Origin of the sequence: Butyricicoccus sp. Marseille-Q5471 (assembly GCF_951230135.1) — a bacterium.
Taxonomy (GTDB): domain Bacteria; phylum Bacillota; class Clostridia; order Oscillospirales; family Butyricicoccaceae; genus Agathobaculum.
The window spans coordinates 13,482-32,811 of sequence record NZ_CATNVC010000021.1 but is presented as its reverse complement, the minus strand read 5'-3'; the positions used below and the strand labels follow the sequence as shown (position 1 = coordinate 32,811).

Below are 19,330 nucleotides of genomic sequence, written 5' to 3'. Positions count from 1 at the left end.
ACTTGTAAATTGTGTAAATTACTTTAAAAACCTTAACGATGGAACGCCGTATGAGGGGAAACTCTCACGTACGGTGTGGAGTGGGGGAAAATCCTGCGATTACTTCAAGGGATTACCTATCACTATCCGCGCCCGCGATTCTGTTCGCCTGCCTCGTGTTTGCACTAACCTGTCCTCTGTACATCTGGACGATTTTAGGGATGTAGATACAGCAAGAGCCGTTGCATCTAAGTAAGGTGCAACGGCTCAATTTCGTGGCAAGTCAGATTTGATTGTGTAGGTGAACTTAGTCACCAACAGAGGGGTTTCTCATTTGGTTCGTTCAGAATATTCATGAAGTAAAATAGGCAATAATGCTTTGCTCCATTGATTTGATCAGAACAATCTTTTCCCATCTGAAATATCAATATCGAGCTCTTTCGCCACACTGTTTTGCTTAAATGGATTTATTTTTTCCACTACACCGTCACGTTTGAAAAGTGAGCCTGTATTCTTGAACCAAAAGGTTACATCTGCTTTTACGCATTGTTCACGGATATTAAGTACCCAATCATAATCGCACATACGGGCTTCTCGTCCTGTTTCGCCGCCAACAGTAACATGGTCTACTCCATGAAGATAGGGTGTTAAATCAATCGCTTCTAAAAGTGGGGAGCAAGCAATAAAACGCCGCTTTATCGGATAGGATAAAAAGAGTGGGAGTCTGTAATCGGCTAATTCTTGATTTTCGACAGTACAGCCAATATTCACATTGTCATAGCCCGACCCCCAATCAGACGGAAGCGATTGGGGGAAGCGGTCAATTCGCTTTGTCAAAATTAAAAAATCAATATCTGTTCTTTCCTTGATGATTGCCCAAACTTCTTTACGCCACTCATCCGCTTCGGGTAGGAAAAAGTCAGTCGCAAAGCAGGTTGCAAGAATTTTGTTTCCTTTGATATTGTATTCGCCCTTTGCATTTTTCCTTGTGGGCCAATCAAATTTATCTGTTTTTTGTATGGTGCTTTGACCGTAGCGTTTTGCATACGGCCCATAAAAATAGCAATTTGTACAGCCATCACTTATTTTATAACAGCCTGTCCATGGTTCCCAGTTCATAGTGTTCCTCCTCTTGGATGAGTGAAGCCGATGATAGAAGAAATGCAGCCGCTTGTCAAACGCAGCGTTTAAACGTCACCGTCTGTGCCTTCATGAAGATCTTACCCACCTCATAGCCGTAGGAGGGCAGTTCCTTCTTGAAGTTTAAAAAGGCATGGTCAATGGGAAAGCCCAGAATCTGTTCAATCTCGGCATAGGTCAGCGTGAAGCTGTTTTCCGTGCGTTGACCTATCGCCTTCCAGAGCGGCTCATATTTACTCATTCTCCCTCTCCTCCGATCTTGTTTGGAATAATATAGCGGCTTTGCTTCACCAAAGCCGCCGTGTATCACATACCAAAGCACAACGCATATTGCTTCACGACTTTAAGGGGAAACATAGTGTGCTTGGCCACTTCCTCAGCCGACATGCCCTGACTAAAAAAGCGTTTGATAACCGTATTCATATCCTCTGCAATCTCTACGATATGCTTATCGGGGTCATATACCCGAACGTCGCGCTGCCCCCACGGGTATTCCTTTATTTCATGCACCCATTGCAAGTTGGATATGCTTTTCATTTCGGCATACACTTTGTCTAAATCTTCTACTTCAAAATAAACTTGAAAGTTGTGTGATTGTTCTTTCACACTATCGACTGCTAATCCAACGAGTTCAGCATAACCTTGTTGCAGAGAAAATCCCTCAAAGGTTACATGTACGCCAATATCCATTACAGCGTTTTGATGAAGCACATTTTCATAAAAATGCTTAGAAGCGAGGATATCCTTAACCGCTAAAAGACAACCTTGATATTTCATTTTTCATTCCTCCTTTGAGAAAATTGTATCGTATATCTCTGTTCCGTCATAGTAAAAATCCGACATTGTTTTCAGATACTTTTGAGGGGTAACACCACTGATAGCCTTGAAATCTTTATCAAAATGGGCTTGGTCGAAGTATCCGGCTTGTTGCGACAATGCCGCAAAGAAGCAAGGCGATGTTTGAATATGTTTTAACACGTAGTTAAAGCGGGTTATACGCGCATAGCTTTTAATATTCATTCCGATTTGTGTAAGAAACAAGCGGTTTAACTGTCGCTCGCTATAACCGGATTGTCGCGCGACCTCTTTCACTTGTACTTGTCCATAACTATCAGAAATCACTGTAGTAGCTAATAACAAAGCGTCGGAAATAATGTGCTTTTCCATACGCCTGTATAAAACCTTCTCACAAATATTTGCCAAATCTGTTGCGGTTTTAGACATTACAAAGGCTTGATACAGCAAATGAAATAGCTCGTTGTCAATGTCCTCAAGAGAAAGGCGTTTGTCTGCAAACTCCGCTTGGCTTTGGCGTGTGATTTGATACAAACCATAGGGTGAAAGCTGGATAAGCATCAGGACATGATAACTATTTGGTTCCATTCCTAACAAAACAGGGGTTAGGGAGGCTCCCCATAGTTCAGCAATTACAGCGGTTCCATCAAAGGCAAGCGACAATGTTCCGCAAGCGTTAGGCATAAGCGTATAGTGTGCTGTAAACGTATCATTCGACGGAAATACTATGTTGTAGTATTGAATATATTTTCTCAGCCCCACATGGGAGGGGAACATATTAAATTGCTTGTCGTTTTTAATAATCAAATCGTTCCCCCTTATTTTCAAAGTAAAGTTTTCATTATGTTTATCCGCCGAATCTAAATCAAGCAAATATAAATACACCCCTTTGGGGCAATGTTTTCCTCACTGCCATTTCAAAAAAGTTTTACTCGGTAAATATATAAAATAAGTTTACCATAGCAAAATGGAAGTTTCAATCAATCAAATATAGACAATAGGGAGGAAAGTCGGTTCTATGAAAATTAAAATCCGTTCACCGTCTTTATGCAAGTATTGACTGGCAGATTCTTGGTATGTAAGCCTATGGAAATAAAATAAAAAGGAGGAAATTAAATTATGGGATGCTGGGGAATAACGGCCTTCGAGTCTGACACCGGATTGGATACAGTGGATTTCATCAGAAGTAAACTGCCGGAGAATGGAGTACTGGAGCTTGAAAAAATCATCGAAGAGATGAGACAGAAGGAATGGTGTGTACCCGAAGTCACGGATTTAGCATCTCACACCGGACCGATGGCATTGGCTGAAATGATTGTAAAATTCCAGGATGAGGATATCGGCGATATGGACTATGACGGGGAATGGGCGGCAAACCAAAACAAATTCAACAAGGTCAAATCCTTTGCCGCTACCGGGGAGTCCGTTCAATGGCTCCGGAATTATCTTGCTGACGCACTCGAATGTATCAAGGAGGAAGCGGAGCTGGCTGCCAATTCCGATAGAAAATGGGGTGGCTGGTTTGAGGAAGAAGACTGGAACGGCTGGCAGGAGCATATGTCCATGCTGATCAACCGTATGGATTCAATTCTTACGTCTCAGGAGGTTGAACTGATCCCGTCTAAGGAGCAGACGAGCGGTCCGGTTATGGGCGAGATAAGCTGATGAACGGTGGATGGCATTCGCTGTAGGCAATGCCAGACGAAACAGGCTCAAATTTTTATAACTGATATAAGGGCAGGACAGCCACTATAAAAGGTAGTTGTCCTGTTCTTTTGATTGGAGGAAAGATATGTTTTCCTCAAGGAACTAAATAAAAATCAGTAAAAAAGGTTTTCGTATTTTATGCGAGAGCTTTTTTTTATTGGAGGTGATGCCCATGTTCATATGGGATTTTGTAGCTGATACCGTGCTGGGTCAGATTCTTGATTGGATTTACGGTCAAATTATCGGCTTTCTAGGAAATTTCTTTTCCGCAATGGGCGGCATGGGAGCAGACCTGTTCGAAATGAGCTGGGTTCAGTCCATCGTCCTGTTTTTTGTTTATCTGGCTTGGGCGCTGTATGGAACCGGGCTGGTGGTGTCTGCTTTTGAGTGTGCCATCGAATACCAGTCCGGCCGGGGCAGCATCCGTGATGCCGCGCTGAATACCATCAAGGGATTTATGGCAGTAGGGTTATTCTCCACCGTTCCTGTAGAACTTTACAAACTGTCCGTTTCACTGCAGAGTAGTCTGACGGCGGGAATCACTGGCTACGGAAGTGGCTTGGATACCCTTGCAGGTAATATCATCAACGAGCTATCCGCAGCCGGGAATTTAGAAAGCGCGGGTAGCTTGAACGTCTTTGGCGGGCTGGGAGTGATCACCAGTCCGATTATGATGCTGTTTATCCTAATTCTGATGGGCTACGCCGTAATTAAGGTGTTCTTTGCAAATCTCAAACGCGGCGGTATCCTGCTCATTCAAATCGCTGTGGGAAGCTTATATATGTTTTCCGTCCCCCGCGGCTACATGGACGGTTTCACCAGCTGGTGCAAGCAGATTATTGGGCTGTGTCTGACCGCCTTTTTACAAGCCACTATCCTCATAGCTGGACTGATGGTCGTGAAGGATCAGGCTTTGCTTGGGCTGGGGCTTATGCTGGCGGCGGGAGAAATCCCCCGAATCGCCGGAGCCTTCGGGCTGGATACTTCTACCCGTGCCAATTTTATGAGCGCCGTCTATGCCGGGCAGACTGCTATGAACATTACAAGAACAATTGTAAAGGCGGTGGCAGCAAAATGAAGCTGGTATATATCTGTTCCCCCTATGCAGGGGAAATTGAAAGAAATGTAAGGTTTGCGCAGGATGCCTGCCGCTATGCTATATCGCAGTGCAGTGCGCCGGTGGCTGTGCATCTGTTATACCCCCAACTGTTAAATGATGCTGTACCTGCAGAACGGGAAGCCGGTATTCAAATGGGGCTTCGGGTACTGGCGGCCTGCGAGGAATTATGGGTGTGCGGTTCCCGGATCAGCACTGGAATGGGCTGTGAGATTGCGGAAGCTGAGCGGTTGAGGATTCCGGTCAGACGGATATCCGCAGAACATATACAAGGAGGACATACCATGGAGAAATACGGAATATGGGCGCGCAGGAGTGCCGCCTCGGTGTGCGGGGCTGCGGAAGCCTGGGTAAAACAGGACGGAGAACCTCTGACTTTTGATACCTATGAGGAAGCAGCCTCTGAAGCCAGGCGGCTGATAGAAAATACCCGCACACCCAATGTAGCCTACTTTGCAAAAGGAATGGACATCACGCTGGAGGAAGCGCCTTTCTCTGGCATGAAACTGCAGTATTGACCGAACCGCTGACCCTCGGCAGCCTGTTTGACGGGATCGGCGGTTTTCCGCTGGCAGGCGTCGGACAGGGTTTTACGCCTGTCTGGGCCAGTGAAATTGAACCGTTCCCTATTGAGGTGACCCAGCTGCGCTTCCCTGAAATGTGCCATGTAGGCGACATTGCAAAACTTGACGGTGCGCAGCTTACGCCTGTGGATGTGGTCTGCGGGGGCTCACCCTGTCAGGATCTGAGCGTTGCGGGGAAGCGTGCCGGCTTACAGGGAGAGCGCTCCGGTCTGTTCATGGAGCAGGTCCGTGTAATCAAGGAGATGAGAGCCTATGATAAAGCAAACGGAAGGCCAGCTAACGCTGTTCGACCTCGGTATATGTGCTGGGAAAATGTCCCCGGAGCCTTTAGCTCCTCCGAATCAGAGGATTTCCGGGCGGTACTTGAAGAAACCTGCAGAATTGCGGACAGTACCGTATCTATACCTCGACCTCCGGGAGGGGTATGGAAATCTGCTGGGGCCATACTGGGAGATCAATTCTCCGTTGCTTGGCGAGTATACGATGCTCAATACTGGCCCCGCACCCCTCAGAGAAGAAAACGTATATACCTTGTCGCAGATTTTGGAGGCCACACCGCATCACAAATATTATTTGAGCAAGACCGCCTGTTTGGGGATTCTGCGCAGGGCGAGGAAACGCGGCAAGGAACTGCCGCCTGTTCTGAAACGAGCGCTGGAGATCCAGGCAGAAGCTCCGGAGCCGTTGGAGGAAGATCCGGAGAATGCCTGACACCATGGGATGTGCAAAGCCGCCGCATTTATGAAGGCAATGGTGTGTGGCCGTCACTGTATGGCGGCGAAGGTGGAGGACATGGGTATATAACAGAAGAAAAAAGTGAACCTGTAACGATTCCAATTAATACACAGATAGCCACTAGGCATGAGCGTATGGGAGAAGGAACAGGTCTTGGGATAGGAGCCGATGATGATCCCGCTTTTACTCTCCAGGCATCGCACTCCCATGCTGTATTTCATTCTGCACCAGAAAGCGAAACCATCGCCTTTGCCTGTAACCAGCGGGATGAGGTACGAAATCTAAATGATGTATCCGGGGCAATTCAAGCTCAACCCGGCATGAAACAGCAGACCTTTGTGGCGCAGTTTTGGGAAGAATCCGGCGTTCAGCAGCCAAATTGCCTGACCCCATGGGATACCCAGCAGGAACGGATCTTTACAGAGGACAGCATTGCACCAACACTGGCCGGTGCGGATGGCGGCGGTGGAAGAAATCCGGGCGGGCTGATGTTTTCGGCAGGTGTAGTTACCAAGGGAAATGGCGAATGCTTTCTGACCCCGGAACAGCACACATCCCTCACATCGGGCGGTGGGCAGGCCGGGCAGGGCTATCCCTGTGTTCTGACAGCTGGCTTCTGTGCGGGAGCCGGTCCTGCTGCGGGAGGGATTGGTTACAGTGAAGAAATTTCACCGACGCTGAAGGCAGCGGAGAGCGGAACCAATATGGTGCCCTCCATCCTTTGCCTGAACGACCAGGGCGGCGGGCAGATGTACTGCTCTGAAAACCAGACCGGTACGCTTCGAGCACAGGAACATGGGCACCAACCATTAATCCTGGACTCCCAGCCGGAGCTGTTTGAGAACCATGGCATTGATTCGCGCTATACCGGACCTCACCCAGTAGCTCCGACAATGTCTGCCCGTTATGGAACCGGTGGCAACAATGTTCCCCTGATTTCCCAGCCAGCTGTTCTTGCCGGAGAGTCCGGTGAAGCTTTGGTACATGATTCAACTTACTGTATTGCCGGAAATATCATTGATCGACAGGATCACAATGGGGGCAATGGACTTGGCGTTCAGCCGGACATCAGCTACACCGTGACATCCACAGACCGTCATTGCGTTTTTTCACAGCAGCGGAGCGATGAGTATGCGCCAAATGAAGTAGTCAGCACGCAAAGTGCCAGACAGTATAAGGATGCAACAGACCTTATATGCGAAGCGGATGTGGCCGGACTGGATTGCCGCAATGGAGTGGAAAACGGCGACTTAAGCGGAACACTGCAATCCAAAACGAATGGTGGCTATTCCCTCAACAATGTGCATCCCATCCGCATCGGTAAGCTGATCCGCAGGCTGACGCCTCTGGAATGCGAAAGACTCCAGGGGTATCCCGATTACTGGACGGATATCCCCGGCGCTTCAGACAGCGCAAGATATAAAGCTCTTGGCAATAGTGTGGCGATTCCCTGTGTGGTGCATGTGCTCCGGGGAATCGCTTATTTTTTACGCAAATTTAAATTGGAACAGGAGGAATCAGAATGTACATCTACCCCGACAACCTAAAATCGAAAGCTACACTGTGGCTTTGGCAGCTCCGGGATATCGGCATCATTGGCGTGGGGCTTTTAATCTCTGTGTTTGCGCTGGTGCAGCTGGGATTTCTGCTGCCCATTGTCATCACAGCCCTCTACGCTTTTTTGACCATACGGTTTGACGATACCAGTATCCTTGACTTTATCCAATATGCCTGCGCATTCTTTTTGACCAAGCAACAGGTATACGAATGGGGGTATCAGCCGAGATGAGTAAAACTGAAAAGAAAACAGAAAAACAGCGCAAGGTTACCCGTCAACTCATTGGAACCAGAGAAGTGACAGATTACAGCCTGGAAACCTATCGCGGCGACCGGCTTGTGTATTTTATGATTAAACCCACTAATATCTCTGTTCTATCTGAGGAAAGTATCTCAGCGCGGATATATGCACTTATGACAGTTCTAAAAGGCATGGCGGAGCTTGAATTTCTGTGCTTGAACAGCCGTGAAAGCTACGAGGATAATAAGCGGTTTTTGCGAAGCCGTATGGAACAAGAAGACAATACAGCTGTGCGAAAGCTGTTGGAGCAGGATATTCTTCATCTTGACCGTATTCAGGTGCAGATGGCTACGGCCAGGGAATTCCTCGTCATTATCCGGCTAAAAAATGAAAAGGACAGTGAGGTGTTCCCCTACTTAAGCCGTATCGAGAAAACCCTGCGGGAGCAGGGCTTCATTGCCAAGCGTTCCGGCAAGGAGGACATCAAGCGACTTCTGGCTGTCTACTTTGAGCAGAATGTCACAACGGAGAAGTTCGAAGACTTTGACGGTGAACGTTGGATCATATTTGGGGACTAAAGTCTGCCGGTTTTTGTTGGGTATTCCATCTAGACTTGTGCAAGGTATTCATTTATTGTCTTGTGTAATACACGGGAGGTGATGAACATGGAATATGAGGAAATCATGGATATAGTGATAGCGGAACTGAGTCAGCGTGCGCTTAGCAGGCAGCGTGAGGAGGATGAAGCACTGGACCAAAAGATACTGCGGCGCATTGAAGTGCGGGGAAGAATTGAACAGTGCATTTCTACTCTTAGTGAGCCGGAACAGCAACTTTTTCAGGAGTATTTTGAAATAACGTTGGATATCTCAGGGATGCAGGAAGGGTATCTTTATATGCAGGGAGCGAAAGATTGTGTGCGTTTTTTAAAAGACCTTGGGGTTCTATGACTCCAATTTTGCTGGTGAAAGAAAAACAAAATAGGAAGCCATGGATTGCACATAGCTTCCTATTTTGCTCATGCTGAGAATACCACAAACATGTTAAAATTGTGTAACTTAATTTTAAGAAGATAAGTTTTGTAAAAACGGATTACAAATCCTGAATTCTCTTTATAAGAAATAACATATTATTTTCAATCTGCTTTATAACCGTAATAAACTCGTCATCACATTTGCCGGTCGGATCATCAAGTCCCCAATCCTCTCGGTGCTTGCAGGGTAAAAAAGGACACTGAACATTGCAGCCCATAGTGATAACAATATCAACCGGAGGAATTTTCGAAAGCAGCTTGGAACGCTGTGTTTTCTCCATGTCAATGCCGTAAAGCTGTTTCACTAATCGAACAGCGTTCTGATTGATCTGCGGCTTTGTTTCTGTTCCAGCAGAATAGCTTTCAAACACATCAGCGGCAAGGTGTTTACCGAGTGCTTCCGCAATTTGGCTTCGGCAAGAGTTGTGAACACAAATAAATGCCACCTTGGGTTTGTTTATTTCCTTATTCATGAAAGACCTCCCTTTTTATAGCTCTCTTAGCTTATCGCCCTTTATATCATCTGCGTGCCAAGCGATTAAAGCAAAATTTCCACTTGTATGTTCCGCTATCTTGTTTATCCATGGAATTTCATTGCTGGCTTTTGCAGCTAACAGGGCGTTTGTTGTTTTTGTATGATAAAGAGAAGAATTCACAAGCCACCACTTTGTAGCAATATTGGCACGTTTCAAGTCTTCTTCCAGACGTAATACTTCGTAAACTGGAGTAGCTTCAGGCAAGGCTACAATAACGACTGCTGTTTCAGCACTTCGCAAACGTGGCAGCAGCTTTCTTACGGAATCGGGGATATTGCCTTGTATCCTCTGAACCTCTTTATGATAGCTCAATGTAGAATCCAATAATAGGAGTGTATGCCCTGTAGGGGCGGTATCAATGACAACAATTTCATTTTCGGCACGCTCCACTACTTCCGCAAAGGCTCGGAATACGGCAATTTCTTGTGTACAAGGAGAACGCAGATCTTCTTCGATATAGGCAATATCTTCTTCCGACATGGTTTCCCGTGCCTTTGTTAAAACTTCCTCCTGATAGCGTGCCAGCTCCTTATGCTCGTCAATATGGCTCATGGTAATGCCGTTGTTTTCATTGAGAACAAATTTTAAGTGTGCTGCCGGGTCGGTGGTGGTTAGATGTACCTTTTCGCCTTTTTCGGAAAGCCCTAAAGCGATTGCGGCAGCAAGTGTGGTTTTTCCAACACCACCTTTTCCCATCGTGAAAATGACTTTTTTGCCGCTATGATACAGGTCATCAATGACATCTTTTAGCTGTGGAACATGCTCTGCTTTCATGGTTTCATCACTGATGATATATCCATCCTTCGTGAGTAGTGACCTGACATTCTTCATACCAGTAATGTTGTATGCCCTCAAGGGAACCATGTAGGATTTGATTGCCTGTAACGGTTTTGGCATATTTGCAAGAGCGCTTTGCTGTTTATTGTAAAGATTTTTAGAAATGGTGTCATCATAATCAGCCAACACCCCATTGATTACCATAGACTGATTGAGTACGCCAAGCTCCGCTAATTCGTAAGAAGCCCGCTCTATTTCTTTGAGGGGGGCTGTTTCGGGGCGGGTTACAAGAATTAAGGTTGTTTGTGCACCGTCTGTCAGTGTTTCAACCGCAGCTTTATACATTTCCTTTTTACTTTCAAGCCCGGATAACTGTCCCAAACAAGAGGCACCATGTGTACTTTCGTTGATGAAATTGCTCCACGCAGAGGGAAGCTGCAACATTCTAAGGGTATGCCCTGTAGGTGCGGTGTCAAAAAGAATGTGGTCGTATTTTTCTTCCATCTCTTTATTGGTAATGAAGTTGGAAAACTCATTAAAAGCGGCAATCTCCACTGTGCAGGAACCAGAAAGCTGTTCTTCCATATTGGTGAGGACTGATTCCGGAAGCTTACCACGATAAGGCGCAAGCACGCTTTCCTTGTATTCTGCCGCTGCCTGCATAGGGTCAAGGTTTGCCACATCCAGATTGGGTACCTCTGCAATGGGCGTGGCTTTCCCTGAAAGCGGGGTGTCAAACACATCCTGCAAGTTGGAAGCCGGGTCTGTGCTGACAAGAAGAACTCTTTTGCCGCTGTCAGCAAGATTTACCGCTGTTGCACACGCTACAGATGTTTTCCCGACACCACCTTTACCTGTGTAAAACAAGTATTTCGTTAAGGTGATTTTGTTTGGGTCAAAGATTTGCATTGAGGAACCTCCTTTCCCTTTTAGCAGCAGTTCCCGTCAGAACAGCAGCAACCGCCTTGCTTTGCCGATTTTGCTTCGGTCATATAGCTTGCGGGAACCTCCAGCAAAGAAACAAGTTCCTCATTGGTTGGATAGCGGCCAGTTATCACGATTTTTTCGTCGATCATAACAGCGGGCAGTTCCTCAACACCTTTTTCATTTATAAAGGCGTTGATCGTTTTGTTATTGACAAAAGCCATCGGCGAACTGCTTAGATTAAAGCGGTCAACTGCCACTCCGTTCTTTTTCAATGCATTCAAAACAGTAGAAATGCGGAGCAGCTCCGGGTCAACACTCACACCGCAAAGGCCTGTGTCACAGCACATGGCAGGTTCAAATATTTGCATTTTTTTCATGATAAGTCTCTCCTTCTATATAGTTATATTAAATTGCTTCTTTGTTCCATAAGAACGGTATTACGCCACTGTCCCAAACGGTCTTGCCCAATTCGTTCACGGAATCCCACTTGACGGAATCCGCATTTTTCATGTAAACGAATGCTTGCTTTGTTGTCAGCCATAATTCCCGATTGCAGTGTCCAGATACCAGCTTTTTCAGATTGCTTTGAGAGAAAGTTCAGCAGTTGGTTTCCTGTACCTTTTCCTCTATGGGTATCATGGATGTAAATACTGACTTCCGCCACGCCACGATAGACACAGCGGCTTGACACAGGAGTTAACGCTGCCCAACCGGCAATGACATCACCATCGGTGATTACAAAGCGGCATTGCTTGATATGGGACTGGTCAAATTCTTCATAAGTGGGGCATTCCGTTTGAAAGGTTGCAAGGTTGGTATCCATACCTTGCTGGTAGATTTCGCTGACTGATTTCCAGTCGCCTTTTTGCATTTCTCTAATTTTGTAATTCATTTTGAGGAAACCAGCCTTTCGTTTTATTCACAAATCTTACGAGCAAGAGCATCACAGGAACTTCAGTCAGCACACCGACTACGGTAGCGAGTGCGGCCGGTGAGGATGTGCCAAACAGAGCAATTGCCACAGCAACAGAAAGCTCAAAAAAATTGGAAGCGCCAATCATTCCGGCAGGAGCCGCAACGTTGTGAGGTAACTTGAGCCATTTACTTGCAAAATAAGCAATAAAGAAAATGAGGAATGTTTGAATGATCAACGGTACTGCAATCAGCACAATATGCAGCGGGTTATTGATAATGACATCTCCTTGAAAAGAGAATAAAAGCATTAATGTAAGCAATAATCCGATGCTGGTTGAATTATTAAATTTTCCAATAAAAGTATTCTCAAAATAATCAATACCCTTATGCTTTGTTACTAATGAACGAGTCAAAACGCCACCTACTAAAGGAATCACAACAAACAGAAGGACGGATAAAATCAGGGTGTCCCAAGGCACAGCCACATTGGAAACACCAAGCAAAAACTTTACAATTGGTACGAAAGCAACAAGGATGATGAGATCATTGGTCGCTACCTGCACCACCGTGTAGGCAGGGTTTCCTTTCGTCAGCGTGCTCCAAACAAACACCATTGCGGTACAAGGAGCCGCACCCAGCAGCACAGCGCCAGCCAGATATTCGGTGGCCAGCTCCGGTGTGATGAATGCTTTAAATATCACAAAGAAAAACAGTGAAGCAATGCCATACATGGTAAAGGGTTTGATTAGCCAGTTTGTCACCCATGTAACAAATAGCCCTTTGGGGTTTTTGCTTACATTTTTTATGCTTTGAAAATCAACTTTCATCATCATGGGGTAAATCATCACCCATATGAGTATGGCGACTGGAATGGATATTTGCGCATACTCAAAGCGATTTAAAAACTCAGGAATACCCGGCAGGAACTTACCGATTAAAATTCCAGCTGCCATACAGATCAGCACCCAAATTGTAAGGTATTTTTCAAAGAAGCCAATACCAGCGTTTTTCTCCTTACTCATTGTCATCACATCCTTTGCAGCAGCCCGTATCTTCTTTGCAGATGCAGTTTTCCTTATCAGAGGTGATGGAGCAGAAAAATTGTTTTGTTTTGCCGATGGTTTCCTCGTCCAAAGAGTAATACGTCCATTTGCCCTCGTTTCGGCCTTTGACAAGGCCACATTCACATAGAAGTTTCATGTGGTGGGACAGCGTAGATTGGGACATTTCAAATTTCTCTAAAATCATGCAGGCGCAAAGCTCTCCGCAAGAGAGCATATCAACAATCATAGCCCTTTTGGGGTCGCCCAGTGCCTTAAACACTTTTGTATTTTCCAAATAGTTTTCCATATTGGCACCTCACATTTATATTTTTCGATATGACTATTATATGCATCAAATCGAAAAGTGTCAATATGAAATTGATTTTATAATTAATAAAAACTTGATTTCCATTTCCTAATCACTATTTTTTAAGCCGTCACAAACTGTGGCGGCTTTTTCAATACCCAAATTCAAACTCAGAAAGGAAGATGCTCATGTCAAGAAAAGTGAAAACAAAAGCCCAGCCGCAGGAGGATGTGCGGATACAAGAATTTCTGGATATGATTGCCCCTTCGGTAATCAAGTTTAATACCGACCATTTCATCTGCGGCAATACCTACCGCTGTGTTTGGGCACTCCGGGAATATCCTACTGCAACCGATGAACGGGCTATCCTCCGGCACCTTGGGGAGAAGGATGGCGTTACCCTGCACCTTTATACCCGACATGTCACCCCAGTGGAAGAAAAGAAAATCATCACAAACGCTGCCAATAAAAACCGGATGCAGAGAACCAGTACACAGGATCTCCAGCAGACTGTGACCGCAGAGTCAAATCTACAGGACGTGGCCACCATTGTGGCACAAATGCATCGGAGCCGGGAGCCTCTGCTCCATGCCGCTGTATACATTGAGCTGACATCCCATGATTATGACCAGCTGAAGCTTCTGCAGACGGAAGTCCTGACAGAGTTGGTACGCTCCAAACTTAACGTGGATCGGCTGATGCTGCGCCAGCAGCAAGGTTTTATCTGCGTCATGCCCTCCGGCTGGAATGTGTTTGGGGATCAGTTTGAACGGGTGTTGCCTGCCAGTTCTGTCGCCAATCTGTATCCTTTTAATTACTCCGGAAAAACCGACCCCAATGGTTTCTACCTCGGCAGGGATAAGTTTGGAAGTAATATTCTGGCAGACTTCAACCGCCGCGCCGATGACAAGACCAACGCCAATATTCTAATCCTTGGCAACTCCGGTCAGGGTAAGAGTTACCTGCTAAAGTTGATTCTATGCAACCTGCGAGAATCCGGTATGCATATTATCGGGTTAGATCCGGAAATGGAGTATGAGGATCTGACCCTTAATCTCGGGGGCTGTTTTATCGACCTCATGTCCGGCGAGTTCATCATCAATGTGTTGGAGCCAAAAAGCTGGGATGAAACTGGTGATCCCAAAGATATGGACGCACCCCAGGCATTCCGTCAGACCAGCAAGCTCAGCCAGCATATCAGCTTTCTAAAGGATTTTTTCCGCACCTACAAGGACTTTACGGATCGGGAGATTGACACCATTGAAATCATGCTGGGAAAGCTCTATGAAAAATGGGGCATCACGGACCACAGCAATTTTGATCGCTTAAATCATTCAGATTACCCGATTTTATCTGATCTGTACGACCTCATTGAAAAGGAATATAAGGGCTTCGATGAAAGCCACCGCCAGCTCTATACAGCCGATTCTCTTCGAGAAATCTGCCTTGGACTTCACTCCATGTGTAAAGGAGCGGAGTCCAAGTTTTTTAACGGCCATACCAATATCACCAGCAATGATTTTATTACCTTCGGTGTCAAGGGTGTGCTAAATGCAAGCAAGAATTTGCGTAACGCCTTGTTGTTTAACGTGCTTTCCTACATGAGCAACGAGCTTTTGACTACCGGAAATACTGCGGCCAGCATCGACGAGCTATACCTGTTCCTGACGAATCTCACCGCCATTGAATACATCCGTAATTTTATGAAACGAGTCAGAAAAAAAGAAAGCGCCGTTATCCTGGCATCACAGAATTTGGAGGATTTCAACGTAGAGCATATCCGTGAGCTGACCAAGCCCTTGTTCTCCATTCCAACCCACCAGTTCCTGTTCAACGCAGGCTCTATTGATGCTAAGTTTTATATGGATACCCTCCAGCTGGAGAAATCAGAATATGAGCTGATCCGCTATCCCCAGCAGGGTGTGTGTCTTTATAAATGCGGCAATGAGCGGTACAACCTGATGGTTCATGCACCAGAGCATAAGGCAAAGCTGTTCGGAAAAGCCGGAGGTCGCTAATGACCACCCGAAACATAGGGCGAAGGGAGGATAGTCTATGGACATGAGAGAGCAGCGCTTCGGCATTGAGATAGAGATAACCGGCGTGACCCGTGAACAGGCGGCAAAGGTTGCTGCGGAATACTTTGGGACCGACAGCCACTATGACGGAACCTATTATAATACCTACTCTGCTTTGGATTCCCAGGGACGGAAGTGGAAGTTTATGAGCGATGCCAGTATCACGCCCCAGCGTAAATCCGGGCGTCAAACCATATCAGCTTCGGATGAATACAAAACCGAGATGGTCAGCCCGATCTGCCGCTGGGAGGATATCGAAACCGTGCAGGAGCTGATCCGCAAGCTGCGTGATGCCGGTGCCATTGCAAACTCCAGTTGCGGCATCCATGTGCATGTGGATGCCTCCCCCTTTGATGCCAATACACTGCGAAACATCACTAACATCATGGCTGCCAAGGAGGATATGATCTACAAGGCACTGCAGGTAACCGTAGCCAGACAGCACCGCTGGTGTAAGCCGGTGGACAATCGTTTTCTGGAAGAACTCAATCGCCGCAGACCCAAATCGCTGGAGCAGGTCAGCCGTATCTGGTATGACGGAGAGGATGGCCGCCACGAGCATTATCACGATAGTCGTTATCATTGCCTTAACCTCCATAGTGTGTTCCAGAAAGGTACGGTAGAGTTCCGTTTATTCAACAGCACCACCCATGCCGGTAAGATTAAGTCGTACATTCAGCTGTGTATGGCAATTTCCGCACAAGCCCTGAATCAGAAGTGCGCCAGCCGTACAAAGACCCAAAGCACTAATGAAAAATATACCTTTCGCACCTGGCTTCTGCGCCTTGGACTCATCGGGGATGAATTTAAGACTGCAAGGCTTCACCTGCTGGAACATTTGGATGGCTGTATTGCGTGGAAAGACCCTGCACAGGCTCAGCAGCAAAAGGAACGATTAAGACAGAAAAAAGAAAAGGCTCTGGAGGAAGCAGCTCATACACCCTCATCGCAATTAGAGCAAACAATTGAAAATGAGCAGGAACAGGCCGGGGTTGATGAGCAAAGCCCCGGCCTTTCTATGTCAATGTAAAAGGAGGTATTCAAATATGAAAAATGAAACCCTGTATATTGCCTATGGCAGTAACCTAAATCTGCCACAGATGTCTTTTCGGTGCCCTACTGCCAAGGTGGTGGGGGTAAGCGAAATCAAGGACTATGAACTATTATTCCGTGGCAGTCGGAGCAGTGCTGTTGCAACGGTGGAACCTCTTGCGGGGTCCAGCGTTCCTGTGCTTCTGTGGAAGGTTCGCCCCAAGGATGAGCTTGCACTTGACCGTTATGAGGGTTACCCGAATTTTTACCGCAAAGAGCTGTTTCCCGTGGAGCTTGGCGGCCGATCTGTTAATGCCATGGTGTATGTGATGAATGACGGTCATCCGCTGGGTGCGCCGTCAGATTACTATCTTAACACGATTCTGGAAGGCTACAAATCCGCAGGCTTTGATTCGGATTTTCTGGAACAGGCGGTGGAAAAGTCTATCCGTCTGGCACAGGAACAGCAGGAAGCCGAGCCGGAACAGGGCAATTTGTTTGGGCAGAGATGGTGGTAAAAAAACAAGCCGTACCTTTCGGTACGACCTGTTCTACTTCTCTTCCTTCTGCATTGCTTCCATAGTTGCGTACAGAATGCGCAACTGGCTTTCATTGCATTGTCGCATACGCCGCTCGGTTTTGCGAAAGACTTCATCCTCTCGTTCCGGGAAGAACAGAGCATCCAGCGAAAGGTTCAATGCCTGAACCAGACGATACAGCAAATCAATGGAAGGCTTACGGTGTTCACTCTCAATATGCTTTAAGTGCGTGGGGGTGATGCCAACCAGTTCGGACAGTGCTTCGTGGGTATAGTGCTGCTCCAGCCGTGCCGCACGGATCGCAGCGCCCAACGCCCCCTTCTCTAATTTAGTTTCCATCTCTATCAGCTCCTTTATTTATTAGCTTATAGTTTCCAATTCCACTTGAAAATAAGCTATAAGAGAATTATAATATCTCTTGAAGCTAACTAAAAGATATAAGAACGGAGGAAATAAGAGAATGACATCAAAGGAAAAAGCAAAGTTGATCAAGCAAGCAGGGCGGTTATACCTGCTGGGACACAAGGTGGAAAAGCACAGAAGTGAGCTGCGCAGACTGGTAGAACGAAAGGTACCCTATGATTCTCCGCAGATGGCAGATGCTCTTGCAAAATTTGAAGAGGCAGACAGTGAATGGAAACGTCTGGAACAGGAGCATTTAGACTTTCGCAGCCGGCTTGGTATTAAACAAGATCAATTAATTGAATGAGGAAAACACATATGCCCTCCGGGAATTCTCCGGAGGGCATATGTGTTTGAAAGGAGGTTATCCATGGCAGATCCTGCAACCATCACACTTGCAGTCAAAGCAGCAATTGCGGCCGCATCTAATAAACGAACATGGAAGGCGGTGGGTGTTCTCATCGCTACCATATTAACGCCCTTTATTCTGATCATCGTCATGATCACAAGTCTTTTATCAGGAACCGCAAACCACAACAATGCCGCTGTTGCACTTTCTTTTCATGGTGGCGTTATATCCGGTCAGGTGCCGGAGGACTACCGGCAGTACATTGAGGACATGCGACAAAGCTTCTCAGAGCTGGACACGGCAATCTCAGAAATCACTCCCCTGATAGAGGATGGAAGCCTTGACTCCACACAGGTCAAGGCCATTTTTTATGCTCTGTATTTCGGCGCAGATTCCCTGCGTGGGATGGATTACCAGGTATTTGCGGACTGCTTCGTCCGTTATGAAGAACGAACCCGCACCTGGACAGACGAGGATAAGGTGGAGCATAAGGAGACCTATACCGTAGCGGTTCCCCTTACCTCCCTGCCGGAAATTTATGCAAGACTGGAAGAAACGCTTGGTCTGTATATTTCCTACGAGAAGCAGGCGAATGCATCAGAAATCTATTACCGGGCATTGCATGGAACTGGCGCACCCGGTGAAGGCGATGGTTTTGACCAGTGGGCAGACTGGATGCCGGACCAGCTCTCTGGTCTGACCTATGATTTGCCTGTGGGTGAGACTGGAGCTGGGGCTGTTCAGCTTGCACTGTCCCGTCTGGGAGATCCCTATTCACAGGAGCGTCGTGGGCAGGGCGATTATACGGACTGCAGCTATTTGGTGCAGTGGGTATACCGCCAGTTGGGAGTTAAGCTCCCCGGTACCGCTGCCGAGCAAGGTAAATACTGTGTGAACAATGGACTTACCATTTCAAAGTCCAACCTGGCATCTGGTGATCTGGTGTTCTGGAGCCATAAGGTAAATGGACGTTATCTCAATATTACCCATGTCGGCATCTATGCAGGTGATGGCAAGGTAGTAGATGCCTCCTCCTCTCGAGGACAGGTGGTATACCGGAATTTGTTTGATGCAGATAAGCAGGTGCTGTATGCAAGACCCTATGTTGAAAATAAAGCTCAGGCATCTTCCTCTGGTTTGCACTCCCCGTTGGGAAACGGCTGGCGCTCCATGGTCACTTCGGAGTTTGGCGGAAGAACAGATCCCATCACCGGAGCATGGTCGGGACATTCCGGACTTGACCTGGGGGCGTCTAAGGGGACTCCAATCCGTGCAGCTGCCGCTGGAACCGTACAGACGGTTAGCTATGGCAGCACCGGATACGGATATTATTTGACCATTGACCATGGCGGAGGAGTGGTCACTCTGTACGGACATTGCTCGGACTTGCTTGTTACGCAAGGACAGACGGTAAAGGCCGGAGAAATTGTGGCGAAGGTGGGCTCAACCGGACGAAGCACCGGGAACCATCTGCATTTTGAGGTGCGGATAAACGGAACGGCCCAAAACCCAAGAAGCTATCTGCCATAGGCAGAAA

At 46.9% G+C, this 19,330-nt stretch carries 23 protein-coding genes and 1 pseudogene; 13 read left to right on the top strand and 11 right to left on the bottom strand.

Features of this window, described 5'->3' with window-relative positions:
• Positions 1-125: 125 nt before the first annotated feature.
• A pseudogene (locus QOX26_RS13625) lies at positions 126-206 on the top strand (DUF3852 family protein); the annotation flags it as partial.
• Positions 207-375: 169 nt separating this feature from the next.
• Here QOX26_RS13625 and QOX26_RS13620 read toward each other — a convergent pair.
• The 4 genes from QOX26_RS13620 to QOX26_RS13605 form a co-directional block, all read right to left on the bottom strand.
• On the bottom strand, positions 376-1,098 hold the full coding sequence (locus QOX26_RS13620; RefSeq protein WP_283675525.1) for a DUF5131 family protein: 723 nt from the start codon (positions 1,096-1,098) through the stop codon (positions 376-378).
• A gap of 55 nt (positions 1,099-1,153) precedes the next feature.
• A complete protein-coding gene (locus QOX26_RS13615) occupies positions 1,154-1,360 on the bottom strand; it encodes a hypothetical protein (RefSeq protein ID WP_154527348.1) in 207 nt (68 codons plus the stop codon).
• Positions 1,361-1,425: 65 nt separating this feature from the next.
• A complete protein-coding gene (locus QOX26_RS13610; protein WP_283675524.1) occupies positions 1,426-1,896 on the bottom strand; it encodes a VOC family protein in 471 nt (156 codons plus the stop codon).
• Positions 1,897-1,899: 3 nt separating this feature from the next.
• Positions 1,900-2,787 carry a helix-turn-helix domain-containing protein gene (locus QOX26_RS13605; RefSeq protein ID WP_283675523.1) on the bottom strand — a complete coding sequence of 296 codons (888 nt, stop codon included), beginning with the start codon at positions 2,785-2,787 and terminating at the stop codon, positions 1,900-1,902.
• Between the two features lie 246 nt (positions 2,788-3,033).
• Here QOX26_RS13605 and QOX26_RS13600 point away from each other — a divergent pair, with 246 nt between their 5' ends.
• The 7 genes from QOX26_RS13600 (at position 3,034) to QOX26_RS13570 (ending at position 8,805) form a co-directional block, all read left to right on the top strand.
• Positions 3,034-3,579 carry a DUF4259 domain-containing protein gene (locus QOX26_RS13600; RefSeq protein WP_283675521.1) on the top strand — a complete coding sequence of 182 codons (546 nt, stop codon included), beginning with the start codon at positions 3,034-3,036 and terminating at the stop codon, positions 3,577-3,579.
• A gap of 214 nt (positions 3,580-3,793) precedes the next feature.
• Positions 3,794-4,699, top strand: a complete 906-nt coding sequence (locus QOX26_RS13595) for a conjugal transfer protein TrbL family protein (RefSeq protein WP_283675520.1) — start codon at positions 3,794-3,796, stop codon at positions 4,697-4,699.
• Complete coding sequence (locus QOX26_RS13590) at positions 4,696-5,256, top strand: DUF7768 domain-containing protein (RefSeq protein WP_283675519.1); 561 nt, start codon at positions 4,696-4,698, stop codon at positions 5,254-5,256. Before QOX26_RS13595 ends, QOX26_RS13590 begins: the two co-directional genes overlap by 4 nt.
• On the top strand, positions 5,253-7,604 hold the full coding sequence (locus QOX26_RS13585; RefSeq protein WP_283675518.1) for a DNA cytosine methyltransferase: 2,352 nt from the start codon (positions 5,253-5,255) through the stop codon (positions 7,602-7,604). Before QOX26_RS13590 ends, QOX26_RS13585 begins: the two co-directional genes overlap by 4 nt.
• Entirely contained in the window at positions 7,580-7,846 is a 267-nt protein-coding gene (locus tag QOX26_RS13580) for a hypothetical protein (protein WP_283675516.1), read from the top strand. The genes QOX26_RS13585 and QOX26_RS13580 overlap by 25 nt, the downstream gene beginning before the upstream one ends.
• A complete protein-coding gene (locus tag QOX26_RS13575) occupies positions 7,843-8,433 on the top strand; it encodes a hypothetical protein (protein ID WP_283675514.1) in 591 nt (196 codons plus the stop codon). Before QOX26_RS13580 ends, QOX26_RS13575 begins: the two co-directional genes overlap by 4 nt.
• An 87-nt stretch (positions 8,434-8,520) precedes the next feature.
• Positions 8,521-8,805, top strand: a complete 285-nt coding sequence (locus tag QOX26_RS13570; protein WP_283675513.1) for a hypothetical protein — start codon at positions 8,521-8,523, stop codon at positions 8,803-8,805.
• A gap of 142 nt (positions 8,806-8,947) precedes the next feature.
• On the opposite strand, the gene QOX26_RS13565 is transcribed toward QOX26_RS13570, so the two are convergent.
• Genes QOX26_RS13565 through QOX26_RS13540 form a run of 6 tightly spaced genes read right to left on the bottom strand, consistent with a single transcriptional unit; the run spans position 8,948 to position 13,393 of the window.
• Positions 8,948-9,361 (bottom strand): arsenate reductase ArsC, encoded by a 414-nt coding sequence (locus QOX26_RS13565; protein ID WP_283675512.1) that lies wholly within the window; start codon positions 9,359-9,361, stop codon positions 8,948-8,950.
• A gap of 15 nt (positions 9,362-9,376) precedes the next feature.
• The gene (arsA, locus tag QOX26_RS13560) at positions 9,377-11,110 is read right to left on the bottom strand and encodes an arsenical pump-driving ATPase (RefSeq protein ID WP_283675510.1); all 1,734 of its coding nucleotides are present in this window, start codon (positions 11,108-11,110) and stop codon (positions 9,377-9,379) included.
• Positions 11,111-11,130: 20 nt separating this feature from the next.
• Complete coding sequence (gene arsD / locus QOX26_RS13555) at positions 11,131-11,505, bottom strand: arsenite efflux transporter metallochaperone ArsD (RefSeq protein WP_283675509.1); 375 nt, start codon at positions 11,503-11,505, stop codon at positions 11,131-11,133.
• A gap of 23 nt (positions 11,506-11,528) precedes the next feature.
• Positions 11,529-12,020 carry a GNAT family N-acetyltransferase gene (locus QOX26_RS13550; RefSeq protein ID WP_283675508.1) on the bottom strand — a complete coding sequence of 164 codons (492 nt, stop codon included), beginning with the start codon at positions 12,018-12,020 and terminating at the stop codon, positions 11,529-11,531.
• Positions 12,004-13,065 (bottom strand): ACR3 family arsenite efflux transporter, encoded by a 1,062-nt coding sequence (gene arsB / locus QOX26_RS13545; protein WP_283675507.1) that lies wholly within the window; start codon positions 13,063-13,065, stop codon positions 12,004-12,006. Before arsB ends, QOX26_RS13550 begins: the two co-directional genes overlap by 17 nt.
• Positions 13,058-13,393, bottom strand: a complete 336-nt coding sequence (locus QOX26_RS13540) for an ArsR/SmtB family transcription factor (RefSeq protein WP_024345932.1) — start codon at positions 13,391-13,393, stop codon at positions 13,058-13,060. Before QOX26_RS13540 ends, arsB begins: the two co-directional genes overlap by 8 nt.
• 188 nt (positions 13,394-13,581) lie before the next feature.
• On the opposite strand from QOX26_RS13540, the gene QOX26_RS13535 reads away from it, so the two are divergent.
• From QOX26_RS13535 to QOX26_RS13525, 3 genes are read left to right on the top strand one after another with little or no spacing between them, the layout of a single operon-like run.
• Positions 13,582-15,411 (top strand): VirB4 family type IV secretion system protein, encoded by a 1,830-nt coding sequence (locus QOX26_RS13535; RefSeq protein WP_283675506.1) that lies wholly within the window; start codon positions 13,582-13,584, stop codon positions 15,409-15,411.
• A 37-nt stretch (positions 15,412-15,448) separates the two neighbouring features.
• A complete protein-coding gene (locus QOX26_RS13530) occupies positions 15,449-16,501 on the top strand; it encodes an amidoligase family protein (RefSeq protein ID WP_283675505.1) in 1,053 nt (350 codons plus the stop codon).
• Positions 16,502-16,517: 16 nt separating this feature from the next.
• A complete protein-coding gene (locus tag QOX26_RS13525) occupies positions 16,518-17,021 on the top strand; it encodes a gamma-glutamylcyclotransferase family protein (protein WP_154527370.1) in 504 nt (167 codons plus the stop codon).
• Between the two features lie 33 nt (positions 17,022-17,054).
• On the opposite strand, the gene QOX26_RS13520 is transcribed toward QOX26_RS13525, so the two are convergent.
• A complete protein-coding gene (locus QOX26_RS13520; RefSeq protein ID WP_154527372.1) occupies positions 17,055-17,381 on the bottom strand; it encodes a helix-turn-helix transcriptional regulator in 327 nt (108 codons plus the stop codon).
• 121 nt (positions 17,382-17,502) lie between these two features.
• Between QOX26_RS13520 and QOX26_RS13515 the strand changes: the two genes are divergently transcribed.
• Positions 17,503-17,751, top strand: a complete 249-nt coding sequence (locus QOX26_RS13515) for a hypothetical protein (protein ID WP_283675504.1) — start codon at positions 17,503-17,505, stop codon at positions 17,749-17,751.
• A gap of 141 nt (positions 17,752-17,892) precedes the next feature.
• The gene (locus QOX26_RS13510) at positions 17,893-19,323 is read left to right on the top strand and encodes a peptidoglycan DD-metalloendopeptidase family protein (protein WP_417765067.1); all 1,431 of its coding nucleotides are present in this window, start codon (positions 17,893-17,895) and stop codon (positions 19,321-19,323) included.
• The last annotated feature ends 7 nt before the right edge of the window (positions 19,324-19,330 follow it).